Raw genomic sequence first — 26,556 nt, forward strand, 5'->3', positions numbered from 1 at the left:
ACCGGCACGGCTGCTCGCTGCAGCGCCGTCGGGAGTCACGAGGTGCTCACGGCGCGGTCGCGCGGCGGCCGGCCAGGACGTCGGACGCCCAGCCAGCGAGCGCACTACGGTCGACCTTGGAATTGTGGCGGACGTCGGTCGGCAGCCGGCGCACCTGCAGCACCGCGGCCAGGTCCAGGTGGGGCAGTGCCGCAGCCAGTGCGGCCCGCAGAGCCTCGGCGGTTCGCCGGGGTGCGGGTCCGTCGGACCGGGCGTCGGGTCGCGTCTCCACGACGGCGACGGCGACCTGCGCTCCGTCCGGCCCGACGCCCACCAGCGCGGTGCGGGCCACGCCGTCGACGTCGGCCATCCGCTGCTCCGCCTCGACCGGGGTGACCGGGCCCCCGCTGGTGCGCAGCACGTGCGCCAGGCGCCCCTCGACCCACAGCCGTCCGGCGGCGTCCAGATGGCCGACGTCACCGGTGCGATGCCAGCCGCGATCCGACGCGGCCGTCTCGGTCAGGTACAGCCGGTCGTAGTGGTCCTTCACGTGCGGGGCGGCGACGAGGATCTCGCCGGAGACGGCCGGCACGGCGGAGGGGTCCCCGACGGGCGAACCGGCCGCGTCGAAGGCGCTGATCGCCACGTGCGCACCCGGAACCGGGGCGCCGACGCACACGCCGTTGCCCGCACCGGTGACCGCGCCGGCCGCGGCGTCCGCTGCGGCGGCCCGGATGCCGGGCAGATCGACGTCCGTGACCGGCAGCGCCTCGGTCATGCCGTACGGAGTGTGCAGCCGGGCGTGCGGCACCAGCACCGACACGGCGGCGAGCAGCGGCTCCCCGATGGGCGCACCGGCGGAGAGCAGCAGGTCGACCCCGGCGAGGGCCTTCCTCTGTGTCTCGTCCAGCCCGTCGGCGGTCGCGAGCACGTTGACCAGGGCGGCGGGGGAGGCGAATACGGCGGTCGCCTCGATGGCCGCCGCGGCGTCGGCGAGGGCGGCCGCCGTCAGCGTCGAGGGTGCGGTCACGTCCATCGCCGGGCTGACCGAGGTCGCGCCGAGCGCGGGGCCGAGCAGCGCGAAGGGCGCGAACGCGGCCACCAGCGCGGTGCCCGGGGCGAGCCCGTAGGTGGTGGACACGGTCCGGCACATCGCGGAGAGCTGCCGGTGCGTGTAGGCGACCCCCTTGGCGGGGCCGGTGGAGCCGGAGGTGAACAGGATCGCGGCCGGGTCGTCGGGCGCCGGTTCGGGGTTCGGTGACTCGGCTGCCGCTGTGTCGCCCGCGGCGAGCACCTCGGCCAGACTGTGGTCGACGCCCAGTGCCCGGCGCGTGAGGCGATCCGGGGTGCGCAGGCTGATCCGGCGGCCGGGCCAGCCGAAGAGCCGCGCGGCGGTCAGGGCGCGGTCGATGCCGATCACCCAGTCCGGTCCGGCGCCGCGCACGGCCCGGCTCAGGCCCCGGGCGCCGAGCCCGGCGTCGGCGACGACGATCACGGCGCCCAGGCGCAGGCTCGCGTAGATCAGGCAGGTCAGGTCGATCCCCGGGGGCACGAGCAGGCTGATCCGGTGCCCGGGGCGGACGCCGACGGCGAGCAGGCCGCGGCGCAGCCGGTCGACGCGGGCGGCCAGCTCGTCCCAGCCGAGTCGCGCCGGCGCAGGACTGCCGGAGCTGTCGTTGCCGGTGCTGTCGCCGCCGGCGCGGGTGTTGCCGGACGGACCGCCGTCGGCGGCCATGTCGACGACGGCGGTGGCGGGATCATCGGCGCGCTGCTCGAGCGTGGCCCACAGGGGCCGGTAGTCGCGGTCCGCCAGGGTGAGCCGCGATCCGCGCGGTGCTTCGGCGGCGTCGTCGGACACGCGGTCGCCCGGCACCCGGCGGCCCAGCCAGTCCAGGATCGACGCGGCGACCGGCGCGTCCTCGACGACCAGGTGCCCGGCGCCCTCGAACCGGTGCACGTCGGCGTGGGGCCGTCGGTCGATCAGGTCGCGCAGATAGCGGTCGGCGAAGATCGGGTCGTCCGGGCCCCAGAGCAGCAGGACGGGCACGGTCAGGCCGTGGACACCGGTGGCGATCCGGTCCAGTTCGGGGAAGCTCGGGGTGGTCTCGTCGACGGGGATGTCGGCCACGAACTGCCCGACGCCGCCGCGTCGACGCCCGTGCCGGTACGGGGCCCGGTAGGCGCGACGGATCGCCGGGTCCAGTCGCGGCCGCGCCAGGCCCAGCGTGATGTCCAGGAACGCCGTCGTGCTCACCGTGCCGGGCCGGTGGATCGCCGGGTGCAGCGCCAGCCGCAGCGGCCACGGGATCGACTGGTCCGCGGGCTGGTGCACGGCGGTGTTCGTCAGCACCACCCCGGCGAGCAGCTCGGGGTGGTCGATCGCCCAGCCCAGGCTGATGCTGCCGCCCCAGTCGTGACCGACGGTGACGACGGGCCCGGTCAGGCCGAGCGCGTCGGTCAGGTCGCCGAGGTCGGCGACGCGGTCCGCGAGCCGGCGCGGACCGGTACGGGCGGAGAGACCCATGTCGAGCTGGTCGACGGCGACGACGCGCCACGGGCCCACTGCGCTGATGCCCGGGACCGTGCCCCGGGCGGCCGGTTCGAGCAACGACCGCCACAGGTAGCTCCACGTCGGGTTGCCGTGCACGCACAGCAGCGTGCCGACGGGGCCAACGTCGTCGGGCAGCAGGGCGGCGTTGTCGAGCACGTGCCAGCGGTGCACGGCGCCCGCGTCGACGGCGGCGGAGGACGTGACCGGCAGGTACCGGGAACACCCCTCGGGGACGCCCGGCCAGGCGGCCGTCACCAGGCGATCTCCAGCATCGCCGTGTTCAGACCCGAGCCCACGCCCATGCACAGCACCCGGTCCCCGGTGTTCAGCGTCTGCGACTCGGTGGCCAGCGTCATCGGCAGGGAGGCCGGGCCGACGTTGCCCCACGTCGGGAACGTCAAGGGCACCCGCGCCCGGTCCAGGCCGACGGCGTCGATGATGGCGTCGGTGTGGATGGTGCTCACCTGGTGGGTGACGTACCGGTCCATCCCGCGCCAGTCCCAGCCCTGCTCGTGCGCCTCGCGCCAGGCGTCGACGACGAGCTCCAGGCCGCCCTTGAGCAGACCGCCGTGGTCGGTGTACATGCCGTCGACGCCGCCGACGCACAGTTCGTGGTGCTCACTGCCCGCGCGGGAGACGCCACCGATGATGCGGTGGGAGCCCGGGTGCGCGTCCGCCGGACCGAGAACCGCCGCCGCCGCGCCGGAGCCGAGCGTCAGCGTCGCGAACTCGCGGTTGAAGTCACCGCGGGTCGCGTCCGGCCCGTTCAGCCGGTCGATGGTGGCCTCCTGGGTGGCCTGCGCGTCCTCGCCGTTGACGATGACGGCGTACTGGATCTGCCCGGTGTCGATCATGTTCGCCGCCAGCGAGATGCCGTTCACGAAGCCGAGACAGGCGTTGGCGATGTCGAAGTTCAGGGCCGAGGAGGGCAGACCGAGACCGTGGTGGATCTTCACCGCGACGGACGGCTCCAGGTTGATACGGGTCACCGACGTGTTGATCAGCAGGCCGACCTGACCGGGTTCGATGCCGGCCGAGGCCAGGGCCTTCGCGCCGGCCTCGATCGCGGCGTCGTCGAACGCGGTGCCCGGGGCCCACCAGCGCCGCTCCCGGATGCCGGCCACCCGTTCCAGCAGCTTGCGGGAGAGCCGCAGTCGCTTCAGCGCGCCCGCGAGCCGGTCGTCGAACTCGGTGCTGGGCACCACCACGGGCGCCTCGATGCTCGTGACGGAGAGCAGGGCCGTGTTGCGGTGGAGGAAGGTGGCGTTGCCGGTCAAATCACGAGCTTTCGTCGTCTGGGGCTTGCTGGAGCACTGCCGGCCGCACCGACGCGCGGACGCGTCCGCGAGCGGACGCGTCCGCGCGTCGTCCGGGTGGACGCGACACGACACAGTCAACTATGGACCGTCAGCACCCTTCGTTGCATATGCATTGCGGTGAATACTACCGGTCCAGCCGATACGCTGACCGGGAGTGCGGCCGGACCCGGACGCGCCATCGGGCCCGCGGACGAGGCGAAAGGAGGTCCCGGTGCACCTGAAGACCCTCACGGTGCGCGGCTTCAAATCCTTCGCCTCCGCCACGACCTTCCAGTTCGAGCCGGGCGTGACCGCCGTCGTCGGGCCCAACGGCTCGGGCAAGTCCAACGTCGTCGACGCGCTCGCCTGGGTGATGGGGGAGCAGGGCGCCAAGACGCTGCGCGGCGGCAAGATGGAGGACGTCATCTTCGCCGGTACGTCCGGTCGCCCGCCCCTCGGACGGGCGCAGGTGTCGCTGACCATCGACAACACCGACGGCGCCCTGCCGATCGAGTACACCGAGGTGACGATCTCCCGGACCCTGTTCCGGTCCGGCGGCTCCGAGTACGCGATCAATGGGGCCACCTGCCGGCTGCTGGACATCCAGGAACTGCTCTCCGACTCCGGGCTCGGCCGGCAGATGCACGTCATCGTCGGGCAGGGCCAGCTCGACGCCGTCCTGCACGCCACCGGGGAGGACCGCCGCGGGTTCATCGAGGAGGCCGCCGGCATCCTCAAGCACCGGCGCCGCAAGGAGAAGACGGTCCGCAAGCTGGAGGCGATGCAGGCCAACCTCACCCGGCTGACCGACCTGACCGGGGAGATCCGGCGGCAGCTGACGCCGCTCGGCAAGCAGGCGGCGGTGGCCCGCCGCGCCCAGCAGGTCCAGTTCGAGGTGCGCGACGCGAAGGCGCGGTTGCTGGCCGACGAGCTGGTCACCCTGACCGAGCGGCTCGCCACCGACCTGGCCGACGAGGAGGCGTTGCGCGCCCGCCGGGCGGAGCTGGAGGCCCGGCTCGAGGCCGGCCGCACCCGGCAGGGCGAACTCGAGACCGCCGCTGCCCGCGCCACTCCGGCCCTGAACGCCGCCCGGGACGACTGGTATCGGCTCTCCTCCCTGCGGGACCGGTTCATCGCGCTCGCCCACCTGGCCGACGAGCGACGGCGGCTGCTCGGCAGTGCGGAGGCGCCCGCCCGCGGCGGCCGGGACCCCGACCAGCTCGAGCAGCAGGCGGCCGCCGTCCGCGCCGAGGAGGCTGAGCTCGGGCAGGCGCTCGACACCGCCCGGGAGGCCCTGACCGCGGCGCTCGACGCCCGCGCCCGTGCCGAGGCCGACGCCGCCGCCGAGGACAAGCGGCTCACGGCGCTGATGCGCGCCGCCGCGGATCGGCGCGAGGGGATCGCCCGGCTCACCGGCGCGGTCGGTGCCGTCCGCACCCGGGTGGAGTCCGCCGAGGCGGAGCTCGGCCGGCTGCGCGAGATGATCGCCGACGCCACCGCGCGGGCGGAAACGGCCCGGTCCGAGTTCGCGGCCCTGGAGGGCCAGGTCGCCGGGGTCGAGGAGGGCGAGGAGGGCCTGGACGCCGCGTACGAGCAGGCCAGCGCCGTCGTCGAGGGGCTGCAGGCGGAGCTGGAGAGCGCGGCCAAGGACGAGCGCGATGCCGAACGGGAACGCGACGCGCTCACCGCCCGGGTCGAGGCCCTGCAGGTGGGCCTGGACCGGCGCGACGGCGGGGAGACGCTCCGCGGGGCGGTGCTCGACGGCGGGTTCGACGGCGTCGTCGGCGGCGTCGCCGAGCTGGTCGGCGTGGCCGCCGGCTACGAGCCCGCCATCGCCGCGGCGCTCGGGACGGTCGCGGAGGCGCTCGCCGTGACCGACCACGAGGCCGCGCGGCGGGCGCTGGACCTGATGCGGGACCGGGATGCGGGTCGGGTCGACCTGTTGGTCACCGACGCGGTGGTCCTGCCGGCGCTGCTACCCACCGACGCCGTCCTGCCCGACGGCGCCCTCCGCGCGACGTCCCTGGTCCGGGCCGAGGCGGCCCTCGGGGCCACACTGGACAGCCTGCTCGCCGACGTCGTCGTCGTTCCCGACCCGCAGGTGGCGGCCGCGGTGCTCACCGACCACCCGCGGGCCCGGGTGGTGACCGAGGACGGCGACGTGTTCACCGTCTACAGCGCGCACGGCGGCGCGGCCAGCGAGGCCAGCCTGATCGAGCTGCAGGCCGCGATCGAGGAATCCCAGACCCAGCGGGCCGCCGCGTCGGCCCGCTGGGAGCAGGCCCGGTTCGCCCAGTCCGGGATCACGGCCCGGCTCACCGACGCGCAGACCGAGGCCACCGCCGCGCTGGACGACCTGCACGCCTCCGACGCCCGCCTGGCGGCCGTGGCCGAACGGCTGGCGGGATTCGGCTCGGCCATGCGGTCGGCCGAAGCGGAGCGGACCCGGCTGGAGGCCGCCGTGGAGACGGCGCGCGCCACGATCGAGCGCGAGCAGGCAGCCCTGGCCGCCGCCGTCGACCGGCTCGCCGCCGCGCAGCGGGCCCCGGAGCAGGACGCCGATGTCGTCGGGGAGCCGGACACCGACCGCCGCGACGAGCTCGCCGCCGCGGCCACCGCCGCCCGCGCCGCCGAGATGGAAGCCCGGCTGGCCGTGCGCAGTACCGAGGAGCAGCTCACCTCCTGCAGCCAGCGCGCGCAGTCCCTCGAACGGGCCGCCCGCGCCGAGAAGGCCGCGCGCGCCGAGGCGGAGCAACGGGCCCGGCGCCGCCGGTATCAGGCCGGCAAGGCGCTCGCCGTCGGGTCGGCCGCCGTCGTCGTCGCCGAGCACGTCACCGTCTCGCTCGACCTGGCCGCCGCCGCCCGCGACGCGGCCGAGCAGACCCGCGCGCGGCTGGACACGGAGTTGACCGAGCTGCGCGGCGGCAACGAGGACATCGGTCGGGAGCTGGCGCAGCTGGTCGACAGCGTGCACCGCGACGAACTGGCCCGCGAGCGGCAGCGCACGCAGATCGAGGCCGTGCAGAACCGGGCGGCCGACGAACTCGGGCTCAGCGCCGAGCACCTGATCGCCGAGTACGGCCCCGACGTGCCGGTACCGGTCGCCGCGGGCGGTGATAGCAGAGTCGAAGACAAGTGGGCCGAACTCGGGCCGGCGACCACCGAAACCGTGCCGTTCGTGCGTGAGGAGCAGGCCAAGCGGCTGCGGAAGGCCGAACGGGATCTCGCGGCCCTGGGCAAGGTCAATCCGCTGGCGCTGGAGGAGTTCGCGGCGCTCGAGGAGCGGCACCGGTTCCTCGCCGGCCAGCTGGAGGATCTCAAGGCCAGCCGGGCCGATCTGCTGCAGATCATCACCGAGGTGGACCGACGGGTGCAGGAGGTGTTCGGTGCCGCGTTCGCCGACACCGCCGCCCAGTTCGAGCACGTCTTCGCCCGGCTGTTCCCGGGTGGTGAGGGCCGGCTGGTGCTCACCGACCCGGACGACCTGCTCGCCACCGGCGTCGAGATCGAGGCGCGGCCGGCGGGCAAGAAGGTCAAACGGCTGTCCCTGCTCTCGGGCGGGGAGCGATCGCTGACGGCGGTGGCCCTGCTGGTGGCGATCTTCATGGCCCGGCCGAGCCCGTTCTACGTCATGGACGAGGTGGAGGCCGCGCTGGACGACACCAACCTGCAGCGCCTGATCGGCATCCTCGAGGAGTTGCAGGCGTCGAGCCAGCTGATCATCATCACGCACCAGAAGCGGACGATGGAGATCGCCGACGCCCTGTACGGGGTGAGCATGCGCGGCGACGGTGTGTCGGCGGTGATCAGCCAGCGGATCGGGGTCCTGCAGTAGCGATCCCGCGGTAGGGCTCGGCGAGGCCCGCGACACGCCGACACGTCTCCGGGTGTCCCGGCTTACTAAGTGTGCTGATTGTCGCTACGCTGGCCGGATCAGCAGTCTCGACCGTCCAGCCCCGGCGGGTCAGGCACGAATTGAGAGGGGTGGTGGCCATGTCCTCGGCAACACCTTCCAGCAGGGGCGACACGTCCCCGCGTTCCGACGACCACGCGGGCGACCGCCAGCACGACGACGACGCCGCCAAGCCGTCCTGGCGGGAGGACGTGCTCGGGGACGACCAGCGCGTGCTGCCCCGCAACATCTCCTGGGGTGCCGTGATCGCCGGCGTGATCACGTTCCTGGCGTTGACCCTGGTCTTCTCCCTGATCACCGCGGCCATCGGACTCGGCGCGGTGGACCTGACCGGATCCGGCTCCGGTTCCGGTGGCGCCGGGGGCTGGGCCATCTTCTGGTCCATCCTCACGCTCGTGGTCGCCCTGGCGGCCGGCGGTTATATCGCCGGCGTGCTGGCGGGCAAGTCGGGTCTGATCCACGGCTTCCTGACCTGGGCGACGTCGTTGCTGGTCGCCGTGGTCCTGGCCGGCGTGCTGCTCGGCAACGTCCTGGGTGCGGCCGGCATCATCCTCGGCGGCACGGTCTCGACCATCGGTCAGGCCGCCGGGAACGCCGCGCCGCAGGTCGCCAGCCAGGCGCCGAGCGTGGGACCGAGCCAGGCGGCGCAGGCCAGTCAGGCCGCCAGTCAGGCCGCCGACCAGGCCAGCCAGGCCGCGAGCCAGGCGGCGCAGCCGGTGACCCAGGCCGCGCAGACGGCGTCCAGCAGCGCGATCTGGACGTTCGTCGGCATGGTCATCGGGGCGATCATCGCCTCGATCGCCGGGCTGTTCGGTTCCCGGTCGGTCGTCAGCGGCCGGGTCGCGGAACGACGGTCCAGCAGCGGTACGCATCGGTGAGCAGTGAGCTCGACGGCACCGGTGGGGCGGCCCCGCGCCGCCCCACCGGTGCCACCGCGCGTACCGGCAACGACCGCCCGGCCGGCGCCGACCCGGACCGCGGGGAAGCCGGCACCGCGGCGTCTTCGCCGCTGAAACAGGACATCACGGGTCCCCTGCTGTACCTGTTCATCCTCGGTGACGTCCTCGGTGCGGGGATCTACGCCCTGGTCGGGAAGATCGGGGCCGAGGTGGGCGGGGCGGTGTGGATCCCGCTGCTCGTCGCCCTCGTGCTGGCCATGCTGACCGCCTGCTCCTATGCCGAGCTGGTCACCAAGTACCCACGAGCCGGCGGTGCCGCGGTCTTCGCCGAACGTGCTTACGGCGTCCCCGTCATCTCCTTCATGGTGGGCTTCTGCATGCTGGCCGCCGGGGTGACCAGCGCCGCCGGCCTGTCCCTGGCCTTTGCCGGGGACTACCTGCGGACCTTCCTCGATGTGCCGACGGTGCCGGCCGCCCTGGTGTTCCTGGTGCTGGTCGCCCTGCTCAACCTGCGCGGGATCAAGGAATCGGTCCGCAGCAACCTGGTCATGACCGTGATCGAGGTCTCCGGGCTCGTCCTGGTGATCGTGCTCGTCGCCTTCATGCTCGGTGGCGGCCGAGGCGACCCCGCCCGGACGCTGCAATTCACCGAGGGGGTGCAGCCGGCCACCGCCGTGCTCGGCGCCTCCCTGCTGGCGTACTACTCGTTCGTGGGATTCGAGACCTCCGCCAATGTGGCGGAGGAGGTGCGGGACGTCTCCCGCGTCTATCCGCGGGCACTCTTCGGTGCCCTGATCACCGCCGGCGTCGTGTACGTGCTGATCGGGCTGGCCTCGGTGACCGCGGTGCCGGTGCCGGACCTGGCCGCGTCCAGCGGGCCCCTGCTGGACGTGGTCCGTGCCACCGGCTTCGGCGTCCCGTCCTGGCTGTTCGGCCTGATCGCGCTGGTCGCGGTGGCCAACGGCGCGCTGCTGACCATGATCATGTCCAGCCGCTTGACCTACGGCATGGCCCGGCAGCGTCTGCTGCCCGCCCCGCTCGGGCGGGTACTGCGTGGCCGTCGCACCCCGTGGGTGGCCATCGTCGTGACCACGCTGGCGGCCATGGCGCTGACGGTCACCGGTGACCTGGCGGCCCTGGCCGAGACCGTGGTGCTGCTGCTGCTCTTCGTGTTCATCAGCACCAACATCGCCGTGCTGGTGCTGCGTCGGGACCCGGTGTCACACCGGCATTTCACGGCGCCCACCGTCGTGCCCTGGCTGGCCGTCGCGTCCTGTCTGGTGCTGTTGGCGCAGCAGAGTCTTCAGACGTGGCTACGGGCGGGCATCCTGCTGGCGATCGGGCTGGCGCTGTTCGCGGCGGTCCGGCTGGCCGACCGCCGCCGGAGCCGGGCGGTCTAGCAAGAACGTTCAGCGCCGGGCCGGGAGCGTCTCTCGCGCCAGCAGCCACGGCACGGTGGCCACCAGGCAGATGGCGCCGGTGATCCCGAATGCCCACCCGTAGGACAGGGCGTCGACCAGCAGCCCGGCGACCACGGGACCGGCGATCGCCCCGGTGTCCATGGCCATCTGGAACACGGCGAGCACGCGCCCCGATCCGCGTTCGGGGCCGATGACGTCGGCCACGGAGGCCTGCTGCGCCGGGCCGAGCAGTCCGGCGCCGACGCCGGCGACGACGGACGCGACGACGAACACCCACACCACGGGCACGAGACCGAGCACCATGGTGGCCACCCCGGCCAGGGCCAGCCCCGCCAGGATGAGCGGCCGGCGCCCGAAGGTGTCGGTCAGCCGGCCGGCGACCGGCAGGATCAGCGCGTTGCCGACGGCGAAGATCGCCAGCGCGATCCCGGCCAGGGCGGGTCCGGCGTCGAGCGCGGCCGTGGCGAACAGCGGGACCAGGGCCACGCGGACCCCGAGCACCGCCCAGCCGTTGGCGAAGCTCGAGCCGATCGCCGCCCGGTAGGCGCTGTCGGCGAAGGCCTCCCGGAGGGAGAGCACGACGGGCGCACCGCCGTCGGCGCCGTGCGGCAGGGACCGCTTCGGCAGGCGGAGCAGCACCACGGCGGCGGTCAGGATCAGCATGATCCCGTACACGATGAACGGCACCTGCAACCCGAGACCCCCGAGGGCGCCGCCCAGGACGGGACCGGCGATGTTGCCGAGCAGGAACGATCCGGCGTACAGGCTGGAGATCCGGCCGCGGGAGCGCGGGGGAGCGAGCCGGATCATCAGCCCCATCGCCGAGACCGTGAACATGGTCGAGCCCAGGCCGCCGAGGCCGCGGAAGAGCAGCAGCTGCCCGTAGTCGGCGGCGAAGGCGCAGGCCAGCGACGACAGGCCGACGATGGTCACCCCGGCGACGTAGACCGGTCGCTCACCGAGCCGCTCCACCAGCCGTCCTCCGGCGGGCGCGAACACCAGCCGGGCGAGCGCGAAGACGCTGACGATGACGGCCGCGGCGGCGGTGCCGACGTCGAACGAGTGCGCCAGCTGGGGCAGCACCGGAGCCACCAGCCCGTAGCCGAGGGCGATGCAGAACGCCGCACCGATCAGGACCCGCAGCTCCCGGGGGATCGGCGGCCGCGGCTCCCCGTCGGCACCGCGGCGCCCGGTCGGGCGCCACCCCGTGAGGGTGGCGCGACGAGACCGCCGGGGCGGGCTCGACGGGGGTGGGAGCGAGGCAGCGGAATCGGGCATGGCGCATCGAGTGTCCCACGGGTCCGGCCGGTTCACCGGCACCGCGAACATGAGAAGCTGGCGGGGTGAATGGTGCACTCGACCCGGTTCTGATCATCGTCGTCGTCATCGTCGCGATCGCCGTCATCGGTGGGGCGCTGATCGCCCTGGTCCGGACCACCAGGCGTCCGCGTGGCGGCCCGCGCAGCCCCTACGCCTCCACCCGGGACGCCAACGACCCGGTGCCCGGTGGGGTCGGCACCCTCGAACGACCCGGTGGGACGGCACCGGGCACGGCCGGGCCGGACACCGCGCCGCCGGACGTCGAGACGGCGCCGGAACTGGAGCGGCCCGCCCCCGTCGGCGGCCGCCTGGTCCGGCTGCGGGACCGGCTGTCCCGGTCCAATTCCACCCTCGGCCGCGGTCTGCTCGCCCTGCTGTCCCGCGAGACCATCGACGAGGGCGTGTGGGAGGAGATCGAGGAGACGCTCCTGCTGGCGGACCTGGGCACGGACCCGTCCCTGCAGCTGGTCGAGGCGCTGCGCGACCGGGTCCGGATCGAGGGCACCCGGGAGCCCGAACGGGTGAAGGCGATGCTGCGCGAGGAACTGCTGCGCGTCGTCGACCCCACCATGGACCGCACCCTGAACACCGCCCGGCACGACGGTCGGCCCGCCGTCGTCCTCGTCGTCGGGGTCAACGGCACCGGCAAGACCACCACCGTCGGCAAGCTGGCCCGCGTCCTGGTCGCGGAGGACAAGGATGTGTTGCTCGGCGCGGCCGACACCTTCCGAGCCGCCGCGGCGGAACAGCTGGCCACCTGGGGCCAGCGCGTGGGCGTGCCGACCGTGCGCAGCGACGTCGAGGGTGCCGATCCCGCGTCGGTGGCCTACGACGCCGTCCGCGCCGGCATCGAGGTGGAGGCCGACGTGGTGATGATCGACACGGCCGGGCGGTTGCAGAACAAGGCGGGCCTGATGGACGAGCTCGGCAAGGTCAAGCGCACTATCGAGAAGCAGGCCGCGGTGGACGAGGTGCTGCTGGTCCTGGACGCCACCACCGGACAGAACGGGATGACCCAGGCGGCCGTCTTCGCGCAGGTCGTCAACATCACCGGCATCGTCCTGACCAAGCTCGACGGCACCGCCAAGGGCGGCATCGTGGTGGCCATCCAGCGGGCGCTGGGCGTGCCGGTCAAACTGGTCGGTCTGGGCGAGGGACCGGACGACCTGGCCCCGTTCGACGCCGAGGACTTCGTCGACGCGATCATCGACTGACAGCGTCGACGGGCGGTCACGACGACGGCGTCAGCGCCCGGAGCGGCTCGGCGAGGGTCTGCGCGAAGAAGTCGATGAACCCGTCGGGGTCCGGACCGGCGTTCTGCGTGACCAGATGATCGAACCCGGCGTCCACGAACTGCTGGGCGACCGCCAGGTGCCGGGCCGGGTCGGGACCGCACGCGAACTGGGCGAGGATGTCCTCCTCCCGCACGGTGGTGGTCGCGGCAGCGAAATTGACGGGGTTGGGCAGCTCACTCATCACCTTCCACCCGGTCACCGCCCAGCGCGTGGTGGACAGCACCTCCTGGGCGGCCTGGTGCTCGTCCGGGGCCCACGCCACCGGTACCTCCGCGTAGCGCGGCCCGTTCCCGCCCGCCGCCCGGTAGTCGCCCACGATCTCGGGCTTGGGCTCGGTGGCGAACAGGCCGTCGCCCAGTTCCGCGGCGATGCTCGCCGACCGCGGGCCACTCGCGGCCACCGCGATGACCGGCGGGGTGTCCGGGAGGTCGAAGAGCCGGGCGTCCTCGAGTTGCAGATACGTGCCCTCGTAGCTCTGGTACCCGCCGGAGAACAGCAGCCCGATGATCTCGAGTGCCTCCCGCAGCATGTGATGGCGCACCCGGACCGCCGGGAAGCCGCGCCCGACGATGTGCTCGTTCAGCCGCTCGCCGGCACCGATGCCCAGGGTGAACCGGTTGTCGGAGAGCAGGGCGACGGTCGCCGCCGCCTGCGCGATGATCGCCGGGTGGTACCGGACGGTGGGGCACGTGACGCCGGTCGCGAGCCCGATCCGTTCGGTGCGTGCAGCGATCGTGCCGAGGATGCTCCACACGAAGGCCGAGTGCCCCTGGTTGTCCAGCCAGGGATGGAAGTGGTCGCTGATCTCGACGAAGTCGAAACCGGCCTGTTCGGCCGGCACCGCCTGCCGGACCAGTTCCTGCGGGCCGAAACCCTCCAGGGCGAGCTTGTATCCGATCTGCATGTGTCCGCTCCTTCGGCTGGGCGCGCGTTTGCCGCGCACGGTGGCCTGTGTCACGCTGCCGTCAGCAAGCTTAGCGACGGCGATACCGGCGGGACAGGGCTGATTCCCGCCCATCGCGAGAGGTTGGGAACGGAGGAAACGGTGCGGTTGGAGATCTTCACGCTGCCGGGCAACGGGGAGATCTCGGCCGGTGACGACCTGGCGGCCGTCCTGACCCGGGCCGCCGGGGACCTGCTGGCCGACGGCGACATCCTGGCGATCTCGAGCAAGATCGTCGCCAAGGCCGAGGGCGCCCTGGTGGAGGCCGCCGACCGGGAGCAGGCCATCACCGAGCAGACGGTGCGGGTCGTCGCGACGCGCACGCATCCCGGCGGGGTGATCCGGATCGTGCAGAACCGGCAGGGTCTGGTGCTGGCGGCCGCCGGGGTGGACAGCAGCAACGTGCCGGAGGGGTTCGTGCTGCTCCTGCCCGCCGATCCGGACGCCTCCGCGCGGCGTCTGTGCGCGGCTCTGCGGGAGGCGACGGGGCTGCGGTTGGGCGTGCTCGTCACCGACACCGCCGGCCGCGCGTGGCGGACCGGTCAGACCGATATCGCGATCGGCGCGGCGGGGCTGCGGGTGCTCGACGATCTGCGGGGTACGGACGACCATCTCGGGCAGCGGCTGGGGACCACGGTGATCGCCCTCGGCGACGAGATCGCTGCCGCCGCCGACCTGGTCAAGGGCAAGGCCCGCCGGCAGCCGGTCGCGGTGGTCCGGGGACTGGGCCACCTGGTCGGCAATGAGGACCTCGACGACGGCGACCCGGCCGACGACGGCGTTCGCGGCGCCGCCCGCTTGATCCGCCCGGCCGCCGAGGACATGTTCCGGCTGGGCACCGCCGAAGCGTACGCCGAAGGCTTCGCCGCCGGGCAGGCGAGCGCCCGCACCGAGACGGGCGGTCGATGAGCTGGGTGGCGGTGGTGCCCGTCAAGGGCGGCACCGGTGCCAAGTCCCGGTTGGGCGCGCTGCCGCACCGGATCGCACTGGCGAAGGCTTTCGCCCTGGACACGGTGACGGCGTTGCGCGGCTGTCCCTCGATCCGGCGGGTGACCGTGGTGACGTCCGACGCCGGCCTGGCCGCTCGGCTCCGGGACCTGGACGTCGACGTCGTCCCGGAACCGGGCGGATCGAGCCCCACCGACTCGTTGAACGCGGCGATCCGGGCCGGGATCGACGCTACCCGGCGCGCCGAGCCGGACTGCGGTCTGCTGATCGCGACCGGTGACCTGCCCGCACTGACCAGCTCCGCCGTCGAACAGGTGCTCACCCGGTCGGCGGGTCACCAACGAGCGATGGTCCCCGACGCGCAGGGCGCCGGCACCACCGCACTGCTGACACTCGCCGGGGTCATCGTGCGCCCGTGCTTCGGCCCGGGCTCACGCGCGGCGCACGAGGCGGCCGGCCACCGCCCGGTCGAGGCGCCCGCCGGGATGCGCCGCGACGTGGACACCTCGGCGGACCTGGACGCGGCGATCCGGTTGGGCGTGGGGCCTCACACGCTCGCGCTGATCTGAAGCACCTCGGCGGCGATGGCCGCGGTCGTGGGCACATCACGCATCCACAGCGGCCGGGCGGCGGAGCGGATCCCGGCGGCCTCGAGCACCGGGACGGAACCGGCGTCGACGTCGTCCACCAGCCACGCGTCCAGCAGACCCGCGGCGGACCGCGCCCCGTAGTGCTCGGCGACGGCGGTCGCGGAGGGTTCCACCCCGATCGTCCGCAGGCACGCGCCGGCCATCCCGCGCACGGCCGCCCCGCCGATGATCGGCGATACGCCCACCACCGGGGCGGAGGCCGCGCGCACCGCGTCGCGGATCCCGGGCACCCCCAGGATCATGCCGATCGAGACGACCGGGTTGGACGGGGGCAGGATCACCAGGTCGGCGTCGTGGATCGCCTCCAGCACGCCCGGGGCGGGCTCGGCGGAGGCGACGCCGTCCTGCACGAATCCCGCCGCCGGCACCCGAGCCCGGTACCGCACCCACCACTCCTCGAAGTGGATCGTCTCGCCCGCGGCGTGCTCGTCCACACCGGCGGCCAGCCGCACCCGTGTCTCGACCGGCTGGTCGCTCATCGGCAGCAGCCGCGCGTCCGGGCGCCAGCGCCGGCACAGCAGGTCCGTCGCGTCGCTGAGCGTGCGCCCCTGATGCAGCAGGTCGGTCCGCACGACGTGGGTGGCCAGATCGAGGTCCCCGAGCAGGAACCACGGCCAGCCGCGCCCGTACTTCTCGATCTCCGATGCGACCCGGCGGGACTCGTCCGCCCGGCCCCAGCCCTGGTCCTCGTCGATGCCACCGCCCAGGGTGTACATCACGGTGTCCAGATCCGGGCAGACCCGCAACCCGTTCAACCACAGGTCATCCCCGGTGTTCACGACGATGGTGACCGTCACCTCCTTCCCGGTGACGCCGTCGGCACGCAGGTGATGCAGCAGGCCACGGGTGAAACGGGCGCCGCCGACGCCGCCGGCGAGCACGGTGATCCTCATGGCGACCGAGGATAGCCGGGCCCGCCGGTGCCCTCCGCGGAAACCTGGCCGCAACCTCGGCGACATGCGGGTTTTACCGGATCCGGCCGGATGTCACCTGCCGGCAACACCACCCGGTCGGGTGCGAAACACGCGGCCGGAAGGCTGGTGCCCAGTCGCGAGACGCGATCCCGAACACGAGGAGAGGAGACACCATGGACACTGGTGCCACCGCTTGGGTGCTGGTCTCGGCCGCCCTGGTCCTGTTGATGACGCCTGGCCTGGCGTTCTTCTACGGCGGTATGACCCGCGCCAAGGGCGTACTGAACATGATGATGATGAGTTTCGGCGCGCTGGCCCTGGTCGGGGTGCTCTGGGTGCTGGTGGGCTACTCGATGGCGTTCGGCACCGACGTGGGGGCCGGCCTGGTGGGCAACCCGTTCGAGAAGTTCGGTCTGGCCGGCGTGCTCGGCACCGGGGACGGCGCCCCGATGGCCGGCAGCATCCCCGAGATCGTGTTCGTCGGCTTCCAGGCCGTCTTCGCGATCATCACCGTGGCATTGATCTCCGGGGCGATCGCCGATCGCGCGAAGTTCGGATCCTGGCTGCTGTTCGCCGGCATCTGGGCCGTGCTGGTCTATTTTCCGGTCGCTCACTGGGTGTTCGACTTCAACACCGACGCCGACGGCAACCCGATCGGCGGCTGGATCGGGCAGGGCCTGGGCGTCATCGACTTCGCCGGTGGCACTGCCGTGCACATCAACGCCGGGGCCGCGGCGCTCGCCCTGGCCCTGGTGCTGGGCAAGCGCAAGGGTTTCGGTAAGGACTCCGGGCACCGTCCGCACAACCTGCCGCTGGTGATGCTCGGGGCCGGCCTGCTGTGGTTCGGCTGGTTCGGCTTCAATGCCGGCTCCGCGCTCGGCGCCAGCGCCACCGCCGGTTACGCCTGGGTCAACACCCTCGTCGCCCCGTGCGCCGCGATCCTCGGCTGGCTCGTGGTCGAACGGTTCCGTGACGGGCACGCCACCTCGCTCGGTGCGGCGTCGGGCGCGGTGGCCGGGCTGGTGGCCGTCACGCCCGCCTGCAGCGCCATCACGCCGCTGTGGTCGATCGTGCTCGGCCTGATCGCCGGCATCGCCTGCGCCCTGGCCGTCGGTCTGAAGTACCGGTGGGGCTATGACGACTCGCTCGACGTCGTCGGCGTCCACCTGGTGGGCGGTGTCATCGGCACCCTGTTCGTCGGCCTGGCCGCCGACCCGGGTTCGCCCGCCGGCGCCACCGGCCTGTTCTACGGCGGGGGGCTGACCCAGCTCGGCCTGCAGGCGGTCGGCGCGTTCGCGGTGCTGCTCTACTCGTTCGTCGTCTCGCTCGTCCTCGCCTGGCTGATCGCCAAGACGGTGGGCTTCCGGATCAGCGAGGAGCACGAGATCACCGGCGTCGACCTCACCCAGCACGCCGAGACCGCCTACCAGTACAACGAGTCGGGACGGCCGTTGCACCCGGGCGGGCAGCTGGTGCGGACGCCCGACGGCGCGACCGAGGAGGTGTCGGCATGAGACTGGTGACCGCGGTGATCCGGCCGGAGAAGGTCGACGACATCCGATCCGCACTCGAGTCCTACGGCGTGCGCGGGCTGACCGTGTCGAACGCCAGCGGTTACGGGCAGCAGCGTGGCCACACAGAGGTCTACCGCGGAGCCGAGTACACCGTGGACCTGCTGCGCAAGACGCGCGTCGAGATCCTGGTCCCCGATCACGCGGCGTCGGACGTGGTGGACGTCCTCGTCTCCACCGCCAACACCGGCCGTGCGGGCGACGGCAAGGTCTGGATCACGCGGGTGGAGGAGGCGGTACGGGTCCGCACCGGGGAGCGCGGCGACGCCGCGGTCTGAGGTCCCGGACGACCCGGTTTCACGCGAGCGAACGACACGGCACCGCTCGGCATCAATGGCACGATGCCGGGCGGTGCCGTGCGTGGACGGTCTGGGGCTACTCGTCGTGTCCCTGGTCTCCGCTCATCTGGTCGGCGGCCGGGGGAGTGTCTCCGGGCTGCACCCCGCCGCCGGGTTCGAGGCCCGGGACGTCCTGCGGTCCCGGATCCGGATCCGCCGTGGGAACGGGAGACCCGGATGGATCCTCGCCGGCCGACGCTGCCGTCGTCGACACGTCGTCGGCGGTCGGGGCGTCCTCGGCGGTCACCCGGCCCTGGGCCAGTTCCTGGGCCACCGTCTTCTCCGCGATCGCCGGATCCGGGTTGTTCGGGCCGGCATCCCGGGCTTCGAAGGTCGGGGTGCCGGCCGCGATCGGGCCGGGGCCGATCACGTCGTCGGGCCGGCCGGACTCCTCGCCCGGTGCCGCGCCGGGCCGTGCGCCCTCGTTCGGTGTGCCCTCATTCGGTGCCCCGTCGCGTGGTCCGGAGGCTGCAGTGCTCATCAGGCGGTCCTTCCCGGTCGTCCCATCAGGTCGTTCCCTCGGTGGGAGCAGCGTAGGAACGGTGGCCTCGCCGGGGCAAGTGCGGCGCCCACCGCGGCCCGGGACCCGCTTGGTAGGCTGGGGAACCGGTCCGGCGCAGTCTGCGTCCTGGAAGCCTCGCCACGAAAGAAGATCACCCCTCGTGTTCAACTCACTCTCCGACCGGTTGACGGCAACCTTCAAGAACCTGCGCGGCAAGGGTCGCCTCAGCGAGGCCGACGTCGATGCCACCGTGCGGGAGATCCGGCGCGCCCTGCTCGACGCGGACGTCGCGGTGCCCGTGGTGCGGGAGTTCACGGCCAGCATCCGCGAGCGGGCGCTCGGCGCGGAGGTCGCCGCCGCCCTGAACCCGGCGCAGCAGATCGTCAAGATCGTCAACGAGGAACTCAAGGACGTGCTCGGCGGCGCGACGCGCCGGATCCGGTTCGCCAAGCACCCCCCGACGGTGATCATGCTGGCCGGCCTCCAGGGCGCCGGCAAGACGACTCTGGCCGGCAAGCTCGGCAAGTGGTTGGCCGCGCAGGGGCACAAGCCGCTGCTGGTGGCCGCCGACCTGCAGCGCCCGAACGCGGTCACCCAGTTGCAGATCGTCGGTCAGCGTGCCGGCGTCGGGGTCTACGCCCCGCACCCGGGCACCACCAGCGACGCCGACGTCCCCACCGGCGACCCGGTCCAGGTGGCCCGCGACGGCGTCACCGAGGCGCGGAACAAGCTGCACGACATCGTCATCATCGACACCGCCGGCCGGTTGGGTGTGGACGCCGAGATGATGGCGCAGGCCGCCGACATCCGCGCCGCGACCAGCCCCGACGAGGTGCTGTTCGTCATCGACGCCATGATCGGCCAGGACGCCGTGAACACCGCCCTCGCCTTCCAGGAGGGGGTCGCCTTCACCGGCGTCGTGCTGTCCAAGCTCGACGGTGACGCCCGCGGCGGCGCCGCCCTCTCGGTCGCCTCCGTGACCGGCCAGCCGGTGATGTTCGCCTCCACCGGCGAGGGCCTGGACGACTTCGAGCTGTTCCACCCCGACCGGATGGCCGGGCGCATCCTCGACATGGGCGACGTGCTCTCCCTGATCGAGCAGGCCGAGCGCTCCTGGGACAAGGCCGAGGCCGACCGGATGGCGAAGAAGTTCGCCGACCAGGAGGACTTCACCTTCGAGGACTTCCTCGCCCAGATGCAGCAGATCCGCAAGATGGGCTCGATGAAGAAGATGCTCATGATGATGCCCGGCGCCGCCGGCATCCGTGAGCAACTGGAGAACTTCGACGAACGGGAGATCGACCGGGTCGAGGCCATCGTCCGGTCGATGACCCCGCACGAGCGGGTCGCCTCGAAGATCATCAACGGCTCCCGCCGCGCGCGCATCGCCCGCGGTTCCGGGGTCACCGTCTCCGAGGTCAACCAGCTGATGGAGCGGTTCACCCAGGCGCAGAAGATGATGAAGCAGATGGCCCGCGGCGGCGGGGTGCCGGGCATGCCCGGCATGGCCGGCCCCGGCGGCTTCAACTCCCCACGCAAGAAGGGCAAGAACGCCAAGTCGGCGAAGGGGTCCCGCTCCGGCAACCCGGCGAAGCGGGCGCAGGAGCTGGCGGCCGCCCAGGCCCGGCGCGAGCGCGGCAGCCAGCCGGTCAACACCGGTGCCGCCTTCGGCAAGGACGCCGGGGCGGAGGACTTCGACCCGGCGGCCCTGAACCTGCCCGCCGGTTTCGAGAAATTCCTGGGCAAGTGACCGCAAGTGATCGCAAGTGACCGGTACGTGACCAGCGGATGATCGACTCCTACCTCAGCGAGCCCGAACTCGCCGCTTTCATCGCCACACTGCCGCGGCGCCGGCTCGCCGCCGGTGCCCTGATCCGGGATCCGGCGGGGCGGGTGCTGCTGGTCCAGCCCAATTACAAGCATGGCTGGGAGCTGCCCGGCGGCACGGTCGAGGCGGGGGAGGACCCCCGGACCGGTTGTACCCGCGAGGTGCGCGAGGAGGTCGGTCTGGACCTGCCGGTGGGGCGGCTGCTCGTCGTCGAGCACGGCACCTCGCACGGCGTGTGGGGCGATTCGACGATCTTCCTGTACGACGGCGGTGTGATCGAGGCGGACGCGGCGGTCACCGTCCAGGCCGAGGAACTGCTCGGCTACCGGTTCGTGCCGGCCGCCGACGTCGCGACCCTGGCGATGCCCGGACTGGCGAATCGGATCGCCGTCGGACTCGCCGCGCTCGCCGACGGGGACACGCGAGAACTGGTCAACGGCCGCGGTTGAGACCCGGGGATGCTGCCGTGCCGATTCCCGCGCACGACGTCGCCGCGCACGACGTCGCCGCGGCCGACCGGTCCGGGTCCGGTCGGCGGGCGGTGGAACGGTGGTGGACATGAGCACAGTGGTCTTCGTCCACGGGTCCGGCCGCGCCGGAGCGGCGGCTTGGCCCGAACAGCACCTGCTGGCCGGTCGCTACGACTGTCTCTTCCTGCGCCGGCGCGGTTTCGAGACCGGGCAGGAGGACCTGCGCGGGGACGCCGAGGCGGACGCGCGCCGCTTCACGGCGCTGCTCACCGGGCACGACGGCGACGCCCCGACCGGTCCGGCGGCGCGCCGCCTGGCCGGGCAACAACTGCCGTGGGAGGCGCCGCTGGGCATCGTGCCCGGCATGCGCACCCTCGTCGTCACCGGCGGCTGGGAACCCCTGTACGAGGAGGTGGCCGGCTTCCTCGCCTCCACCGGAGCGCGCCACGTCGTCGCCGGCCGCGATCACCGGCCGCAGGACAGCGCCGACGGGCAGGCCGTCCTCGCCGGCTTCCTGGCCGAGGTCGAGCGCGCCGCCGCGTAAGGGTGTGACGGGACGCCTCGGGCTACCAGCCTGTCGCCGGGACGAGGCCCGAACTCAGGCCGCTCGGCCGGTTTCCTCCGGTGAGGTGGGCTGTTCGTCGCGGCCGGTCCACACCTTGATCACCTTCCAGGCGACGGCGGTCAGCGGCACGGACAGCACGGCGCCGGCCAGACCGCCGAGGACGGTACCGACGGCCAGGGCGATCAGGATCACGAGCGGGTGCAGGCTCAGCGTCTGGCCCATCACCACGGGCTGCAGGAAGTCGCCCTCCAGCTGGTTGACGATGATCACCGCCGCCAAGGCGCCGAGGGCGACCAGCGGCCCGTTCGCCACGAGGGCGACCAGGGTGGCCAGCACGCCCGCCGCGGTGGCGCCGACCAGCGGGACGAACGCGCCGATGAAGACGATGACGGCCAGCGGCAGGGCGAGCGGGACGCCGAGCACCCACAGGGCCAGCCCGATCCCGACGGCGTCCACCGCGGCGATGATCGCGGTGCCGCGGATGTAGCCGCCGAAGGTGTCCACCGCTCGCGTCCCGGATTGCCGCCACTTCGGCTGCCGCGCCGGTTTGACCCAGCTCAGCACGAAGTCCCAGATCCGGTCGCCGTCCTTGAGGAAGAAGAACAGGACGACGAGCAGCAGCGCCAGTCCCGTGAAGAAGTTGCCGGCCGCGGACAGTCCGGTCAGCGCGGAGGCGCCGAACTGTGCGCTGGTGAAGAAGTCGGTGACGCCCTGCACCGCACCGTCGATGTCCTGCTGGCTGAACTGGACCGGCAGGTTCGTGTAGACGTCCTGCAACTGACGGACGCCGGTGGCGGCCTGGTCCACCAACGATGACCACTGGGCTCGGACCGCGAAGTACAGCGCGGCGATCACGCCGCCCAGGACGACGAAGGTGCCGAGGAATACCACCCAAGCGGCGAGGATCGCCGGCACGACGCGCCGCAGCCGTCGCACGAGGGGCCACATGGCGCTGGAGAGGATGAGTGCGATCAGCACGGGAAGCACGACGACGGTCACCTGCAGCAGGGCCCAGATGCCGACCGCCACCAGGGCCAGGACCGCGATCACCTGCACCGAGCGCAGCCCGGCCGTGCCGAGGGCGTCGGTCAGCAGCATCCCGAGCCGGCCACGGTTGGCTTCCGGTGCATTCTCGCTCGGGGGCCGCACGTTCCCGGGAGCGCTGCTCCCGGTCGGTTCCCGGACGCCGTCGGCGGCGGTGACCATATCCTCCTCGGTGCGCGGGGGCTGGTCTCGGTGCTGGTCCTGGTGCTGGTCTTGGTGAAGTTCGGGCCGCTTGCTGAAGAGGCGGAAGGCCATGGACGTCCCTTACGGTGGAGTTCCATCCCACTTTAGCGAACCGGGGGCGACCGCCCGAGGCGAAGGGTTCCGGCAGTGGCTTTGGGGCACCGGGTCCCCTCTGGCATAATGGATGGGTATGCGATCCGCCGGCCCCTCTCTCCGCGCGTGATCACGTCCTCTCCGAACCCCTTGAACGGCCCCGCCCCACGGGCGTGTTGACGGGTTCGACCACGTCGCAGAGCACAGGAGTGAGTCACACCAGTGGCCGTAAAGATTCGCCTCAAGCGCATGGGCAAGATCCGTGCCCCCTACTACCGCATCGTCGTCGCCGACTCCCGCACCAAGCGTGACGGTCGTGCGATCGAGCAGATCGGCAAGTACCACCCGACCGAGCAGCCCTCCTTCATCGAGGTCGACACCGACCGGGCGCAGTACTGGCTCGGCGTCGGCGCGCAGCCGACCGAGCAGGTTCTGGCGATCCTCAAGGTCACCGGCGACTGGCAGAAGTTCAAGGGCCTGCCCGGTGCCGAGGGCCGACTGAAGACCCCGGCGGGCAAGTCCGCGTTCGTGGCCCCGGAGAAGGGTTCCGTGATCGTCCCCGAGTCGGCGAAGGCCCCCGAGGCGCCCGCCGCCGAGGCTCCGGCCGAGACCGCCGAGTCGGCTGACGCGGACCAGTGAGCGTCCTGCCCGAAGCGCTCGAGCACCTCGTGCGCGGCATCGTCGACAGCCCCGACGACGTCGACGTCACCACGAAGAACAACCGTCGCGGGGAGACCCTGGAGGTCCGGGTGCATCCCGATGACCTCGGCCGGGTGATCGGCCGGCAGGGTCGTACCGCGCGCGCGCTGCGCACCGTCGTCTCCGCCCTGGAGGGCGGCGACGCGGTGCGGGTCGACGTCGTCGACACCGACCGCCGCCGCTGACCGGCAGCGAGTTCCGCCCGGCCCCGCCGTTTCCCGGGAAGCGGCGGGGCCGTGCTGCATCCCCGGTCCCCGCGGCCGGATTCTCGTTCGCCCGGCCGAGCGCCGGTGATTCCCCCGGTGCCCGACCCGGGCGCCACCACGGAAGGCAGGCTCGCTGTGCAGGTTCGCATCGCCCGGCTCGGTAGGCCGCACGGCATTCGCGGTGAGGTGACGGCCGAGGTGCTCACCGACGCACCGGCGGACCGGTTCGTGCCCGGTGCCGTCGTCGACGTCGAGGCGGCCGGCCCGGAGGGCGCCGGTGGTTCGCTGACCATCCGGTCCGCCCGCTGGAACAAAGGCATCCTGTTGCTCGGCTTCGACGAGGTCTCCGACCGCAACCACGCCGAGCGGCTCCGCGGTGCGCGCCTGCTGCTGGACCTCGAGGGCCAGGAGCCCGACGACGATGCCTGGTACGAACACGAACTGGTCGACCTGGACGTGGTGCTGGGGGAGCCGACCGGGGAGCGCATCGGCCGGGTCACCGCCCTGCAGACCATGCCCGCGCAGGATCTGCTCGTGATCGAACTGACCGACGGCCGGGAGGTGCTCGTGCCGTTCGTCGAGCAGATCGTGCCCACCGTCGACCTCGACGCCCGCCGCGTGGTGCTCACCCCGCCGCCCGGGCTGCTGGATCTGACCACGGACGACGCGGAGGACGGCCCGGGGGCCGGTGCTGGCGACGGCCCAGCGGACGGCGCCGACGACGGCTCGACCGCCGGCACGGGGCGGGACGGATCGGCCTGACCCGTGCGCATCGACGTCATCAGCATCTTCCCGGACTACCTGGCCGCGCTCGACCTCTCCCTGATCGGCAAGGCGCGGGCCGCGGGACTGCTGGACCTGGCCGTGCACGACCTGCGCGACTTCACCACGGACCGGCACCGCACGGTCGATGACACTCCGTACGGCGGGGGCGCAGGGATGGTGATGAAGCCCGAACCGTGGGCACAGGCCCTGACCGCCGTGCTCGACGTCGGTCCGGACGCCGACGCCGACGATGCGCCGCTCTCGGAGGATGCCGTCCCGGGTTCCGGGGTCGCGGCCGACCGGCCGGTGCTGGTCATTCCCTCGCCCGCCGGGGAGGTGTTCCGGCAGGCCACGGCCCACGAACTGGCCGAGGCCGACCACCTCGTGTTCGCGTGCGGGCGGTACGAGGGCATCGACGAACGCGTCGCCGAGTGGGCCGCGGACCGGTTCGCCGTGCGTCCGCTGAGTATCGGCGACTACGTGCTCAACGGCGGGGAGGTGGCCACGCTGGCCATGATCGAGGCCATCGTCCGCCTGATCCCCGGCGTCATCGGCAACCCGGGATCGCTGACCGAGGAGTCCCACGCGGACGGGTTGCTCGAGTACCCGATGTACACGAAGCCGGCCAGCTGGCGGGGACGAGACGTGCCCGACGTGCTGCTCAGCGGCGATCACGGCCGGATCGCCCGGTGGCGGCGCGAGGAGCAGCTGGCCCGAACCGCAGCACGGCGACCGGATCTGCTGCCGCCGGTCTGCTGACGGGGCGGCGCAGCGCGGTGCAGACTGGCACCGGTGATGTGCCCCCGCCGAAAGGCCTGCGGTCACTTCCATGACGACCCACCGAGTTCTCCTGCCGCGCGATGATTACCAACTGGTAGCCGTTATCGAATCGTTATGGACACTGGTGGGATGCGTGCCGTACTGTGAGCGTTCTCACAGCAGTATCACACGTAACAGGGGGGCCTCATGTCTGGAAGGAATGGTTCTGTCGCGCCGAGAGTCGGTGCGGCAGGTCCGGGTTTGAACGCTCGTCATGGTGTTCGCCGTGGCGGGCGTTTGTTGTTGTCGGGGGTGGTGAGCCTGTCGCTGGTGGCGGGGACGGCGTCGGCGGCGCACGCGTTCGTCCCGGTGGTGGTGCCGGGCGCGGACGCGTCGCAGACCGCCCTGCTGGGCAAGCTCGGGGCCCGGCCGGGTGCGACCCGGGTGCCGGTGGCGGTCAGTGACCGGGTCTCCGGGTCGGTGGACGTGGGGACCGGCAACGGCGCCGTGTCGCTGCAACTGCTGGGCCTGCCGGGGGTGCAGGGCACGGTCGGGATCAGCCTGGTCCGGAACACCCTCGGTGCCGGGGACACGGGCGCGGGGACGGTGGACGGGTGGCGGTTCGACATCGCCGGGGCCGGGCACTTGTACCAGTCCGGGTCGAACCTGGTCTACGCGTCGGGGGACGGGTATTCGACGACGTTCGTGCCGGTGACCGGGCAGCCCGGGGTCTACACCACCCCGGCCGGGGTGAAGGCCGACCTGGTGGCGGCGGGGTCGGGTTGGAAGCTGACCAGCAGGACCAGTGCCACGGTGACGACGTTCGACGCGGACGGGAACCCGGTCTCGCTGGCGGACCGGAACGGGAACACGGTGGCCATCACGTGGGCGGGCGGGTTGCCGACGAAGGTCGTCGCCGCGCAGGCCGCGTTCTCGCCGTCGGGGACGGTGGCCGCGTCCCGGACGGCGTGGATCACGACCACCGCGACCAGCATCACGGTGGCCCAGGGGGCGTCGGTGTCGGCGCCGTTGCGGACGGCGAAACTGGTCAAGGATTCGTCGGGGGACTGGTCGCAGTTCACGGACCCGAACGGCACGGTCACCACGTTCAGCTACGCCGGGGGTGATCTGACCGGGGTGCAGGTCCCCGACGCGGGCACGGTGTCCTGGGGCCTGGACTCGACCGGCCGGGTGACTTCCTCCACCCGGGCGAACGCGTCGGCGGGGTCCCCGGGTGACGCGGTCACCCGGTTCGCCTACCCGACCAGTACCCAGACCCTGGTGGCGGGTCCGAACACCGACCAGACCCAGGCGGTCTCGGCGGTGCCGCGGACGACGTACCAGATCGACGCGTCGGGCCGGGTGATGAGCGTCCTGGACGCGGTGGGCCGCAGCAAGTCGC

At 72.7% G+C, this 26,556-nt stretch carries 23 protein-coding genes; 16 read left to right on the plus strand and 7 right to left on the minus strand.

Annotated elements, in window-relative coordinates:
• Window positions 1-46: 46 nt before the first annotated feature.
• Both BKD30_RS02065 and BKD30_RS02070 read right to left on the minus strand, forming a co-directional pair.
• Window positions 47-2,788, minus strand: coding sequence for an alpha/beta fold hydrolase (locus BKD30_RS02065; protein ID WP_076701373.1), 2,742 nt, complete (start codon window positions 2,786-2,788; stop codon window positions 47-49).
• The gene (locus BKD30_RS02070) at window positions 2,782-3,807 is read right to left on the minus strand and encodes a 3-oxoacyl-ACP synthase III (RefSeq protein ID WP_076701271.1); all 1,026 of its coding nucleotides are present in this window, start codon (window positions 3,805-3,807) and stop codon (window positions 2,782-2,784) included. Before BKD30_RS02070 ends, BKD30_RS02065 begins: the two co-directional genes overlap by 7 nt.
• Before the next feature lie 253 nt (window positions 3,808-4,060).
• On the opposite strand from BKD30_RS02070, the gene smc reads away from it, so the two are divergent.
• The 3 genes from smc to BKD30_RS02085 all read left to right on the plus strand — a co-directional run bounded on the left by smc (window position 4,061) and on the right by BKD30_RS02085 (window position 10,040).
• Entirely contained in the window at window positions 4,061-7,663 is a 3,603-nt protein-coding gene (smc, locus tag BKD30_RS02075; RefSeq protein ID WP_076701274.1) for a chromosome segregation protein SMC, read from the plus strand.
• A 158-nt stretch (window positions 7,664-7,821) separates the two neighbouring features.
• Entirely contained in the window at window positions 7,822-8,619 is a 798-nt protein-coding gene (locus BKD30_RS02080) for a YrzE family protein (RefSeq protein ID WP_143588011.1), read from the plus strand.
• Window positions 8,620-8,750: 131 nt separating this feature from the next.
• Complete coding sequence (locus BKD30_RS02085) at window positions 8,751-10,040, plus strand: APC family permease (RefSeq protein ID WP_076701375.1); 1,290 nt, start codon at window positions 8,751-8,753, stop codon at window positions 10,038-10,040.
• A 9-nt stretch (window positions 10,041-10,049) separates the two neighbouring features.
• Here BKD30_RS02085 and BKD30_RS02090 read toward each other — a convergent pair whose 3' ends face one another.
• Window positions 10,050-11,339: an MFS transporter gene (locus BKD30_RS02090; protein WP_083955931.1), complete on the minus strand. Its 1,290-nt coding sequence runs from the start codon at window positions 11,337-11,339 to the stop codon at window positions 10,050-10,052.
• 65 nt (window positions 11,340-11,404) lie between these two features.
• Between BKD30_RS02090 and ftsY the strand changes: the two genes are divergently transcribed.
• The gene (gene ftsY / locus BKD30_RS02095; protein ID WP_076701279.1) at window positions 11,405-12,595 is read left to right on the plus strand and encodes a signal recognition particle-docking protein FtsY; all 1,191 of its coding nucleotides are present in this window, start codon (window positions 11,405-11,407) and stop codon (window positions 12,593-12,595) included.
• Window positions 12,596-12,611: 16 nt separating this feature from the next.
• On the opposite strand, the gene BKD30_RS02100 is transcribed toward ftsY, so the two are convergent.
• Entirely contained in the window at window positions 12,612-13,580 is a 969-nt protein-coding gene (locus BKD30_RS02100; RefSeq protein WP_076701282.1) for a TIGR03557 family F420-dependent LLM class oxidoreductase, read from the minus strand.
• A gap of 141 nt (window positions 13,581-13,721) precedes the next feature.
• Here BKD30_RS02100 and cofE point away from each other — a divergent pair, with 141 nt between their 5' ends.
• Window positions 13,722-14,528, plus strand: a complete 807-nt coding sequence (cofE, locus tag BKD30_RS02105; RefSeq protein WP_076701285.1) for a coenzyme F420-0:L-glutamate ligase — start codon at window positions 13,722-13,724, stop codon at window positions 14,526-14,528.
• A 5-nt stretch (window positions 14,529-14,533) separates the two neighbouring features.
• Window positions 14,534-15,136: a 2-phospho-L-lactate guanylyltransferase gene (cofC, locus tag BKD30_RS02110; RefSeq protein ID WP_159440530.1), complete on the plus strand. Its 603-nt coding sequence runs from the start codon at window positions 14,534-14,536 to the stop codon at window positions 15,134-15,136.
• Here cofC and cofD read toward each other — a convergent pair.
• Complete coding sequence (gene cofD, locus BKD30_RS02115) at window positions 15,115-16,110, minus strand: 2-phospho-L-lactate transferase (RefSeq protein ID WP_076701290.1); 996 nt, start codon at window positions 16,108-16,110, stop codon at window positions 15,115-15,117. The two genes, cofC and cofD, sit on opposite strands and share 22 nt — an antisense overlap.
• Window positions 16,111-16,304: 194 nt before the next feature.
• Here cofD and BKD30_RS02120 point away from each other — a divergent pair, with 194 nt between their 5' ends.
• Together BKD30_RS02120 and BKD30_RS02125 are read left to right on the plus strand one after the other, a co-directional pair.
• On the plus strand, window positions 16,305-17,645 hold the full coding sequence (locus BKD30_RS02120) for an ammonium transporter (protein ID WP_076701294.1): 1,341 nt from the start codon (window positions 16,305-16,307) through the stop codon (window positions 17,643-17,645).
• Complete coding sequence (locus BKD30_RS02125) at window positions 17,642-17,980, plus strand: P-II family nitrogen regulator (protein ID WP_076701297.1); 339 nt, start codon at window positions 17,642-17,644, stop codon at window positions 17,978-17,980. Before BKD30_RS02120 ends, BKD30_RS02125 begins: the two co-directional genes overlap by 4 nt.
• A gap of 97 nt (window positions 17,981-18,077) precedes the next feature.
• Here the strand turns inward: BKD30_RS02125 and BKD30_RS16900 are convergent, their stop codons facing one another.
• Window positions 18,078-18,521, minus strand: a complete 444-nt coding sequence (locus tag BKD30_RS16900) for a DUF6480 family protein (RefSeq protein ID WP_328586885.1) — start codon at window positions 18,519-18,521, stop codon at window positions 18,078-18,080.
• 181 nt (window positions 18,522-18,702) lie between these two features.
• On the opposite strand from BKD30_RS16900, the gene ffh reads away from it, so the two are divergent.
• The 3 genes from ffh (at window position 18,703) to BKD30_RS02145 (ending at window position 21,384) form a co-directional block, all read left to right on the plus strand.
• Window positions 18,703-20,292 carry a signal recognition particle protein gene (gene ffh / locus BKD30_RS02135; protein WP_076701299.1) on the plus strand — a complete coding sequence of 530 codons (1,590 nt, stop codon included), beginning with the start codon at window positions 18,703-18,705 and terminating at the stop codon, window positions 20,290-20,292.
• A gap of 38 nt (window positions 20,293-20,330) precedes the next feature.
• Window positions 20,331-20,819 (plus strand): NUDIX domain-containing protein, encoded by a 489-nt coding sequence (locus BKD30_RS02140; protein WP_076701302.1) that lies wholly within the window; start codon window positions 20,331-20,333, stop codon window positions 20,817-20,819.
• A 103-nt stretch (window positions 20,820-20,922) separates the two neighbouring features.
• A complete protein-coding gene (locus BKD30_RS02145; RefSeq protein ID WP_408033346.1) occupies window positions 20,923-21,384 on the plus strand; it encodes a hypothetical protein in 462 nt (153 codons plus the stop codon).
• Window positions 21,385-21,438: 54 nt separating this feature from the next.
• Here BKD30_RS02145 and BKD30_RS02150 read toward each other — a convergent pair whose 3' ends face one another.
• Complete coding sequence (locus tag BKD30_RS02150) at window positions 21,439-22,704, minus strand: AI-2E family transporter (RefSeq protein WP_235861297.1); 1,266 nt, start codon at window positions 22,702-22,704, stop codon at window positions 21,439-21,441.
• Window positions 22,705-22,947: 243 nt separating this feature from the next.
• Here BKD30_RS02150 and rpsP point away from each other — a divergent pair, with 243 nt between their 5' ends.
• The 5 genes from rpsP to BKD30_RS02175 all read left to right on the plus strand — a co-directional run.
• Window positions 22,948-23,364 carry a 30S ribosomal protein S16 gene (gene rpsP, locus BKD30_RS02155; RefSeq protein WP_076701307.1) on the plus strand — a complete coding sequence of 139 codons (417 nt, stop codon included), beginning with the start codon at window positions 22,948-22,950 and terminating at the stop codon, window positions 23,362-23,364.
• The gene (locus BKD30_RS02160) at window positions 23,361-23,609 is read left to right on the plus strand and encodes an RNA-binding protein (protein WP_076701310.1); all 249 of its coding nucleotides are present in this window, start codon (window positions 23,361-23,363) and stop codon (window positions 23,607-23,609) included. Before rpsP ends, BKD30_RS02160 begins: the two co-directional genes overlap by 4 nt.
• A 156-nt stretch (window positions 23,610-23,765) precedes the next feature.
• Complete coding sequence (gene rimM / locus BKD30_RS02165; protein WP_076701312.1) at window positions 23,766-24,392, plus strand: ribosome maturation factor RimM; 627 nt, start codon at window positions 23,766-23,768, stop codon at window positions 24,390-24,392.
• 3 nt (window positions 24,393-24,395) lie between these two features.
• The gene (gene trmD, locus BKD30_RS02170) at window positions 24,396-25,154 is read left to right on the plus strand and encodes a tRNA (guanosine(37)-N1)-methyltransferase TrmD (protein ID WP_076701315.1); all 759 of its coding nucleotides are present in this window, start codon (window positions 24,396-24,398) and stop codon (window positions 25,152-25,154) included.
• Between the two features lie 315 nt (window positions 25,155-25,469).
• Window positions 25,470-26,556 (plus strand): hypothetical protein (locus BKD30_RS02175; protein ID WP_218189238.1); only part of this gene is annotated, 1,087 nt, incomplete at its 3' end.

The organism is Tersicoccus phoenicis, assembly GCF_001968835.1.
GTDB lineage: Bacteria > Actinomycetota > Actinomycetes > Actinomycetales > Micrococcaceae > Tersicoccus > Tersicoccus phoenicis.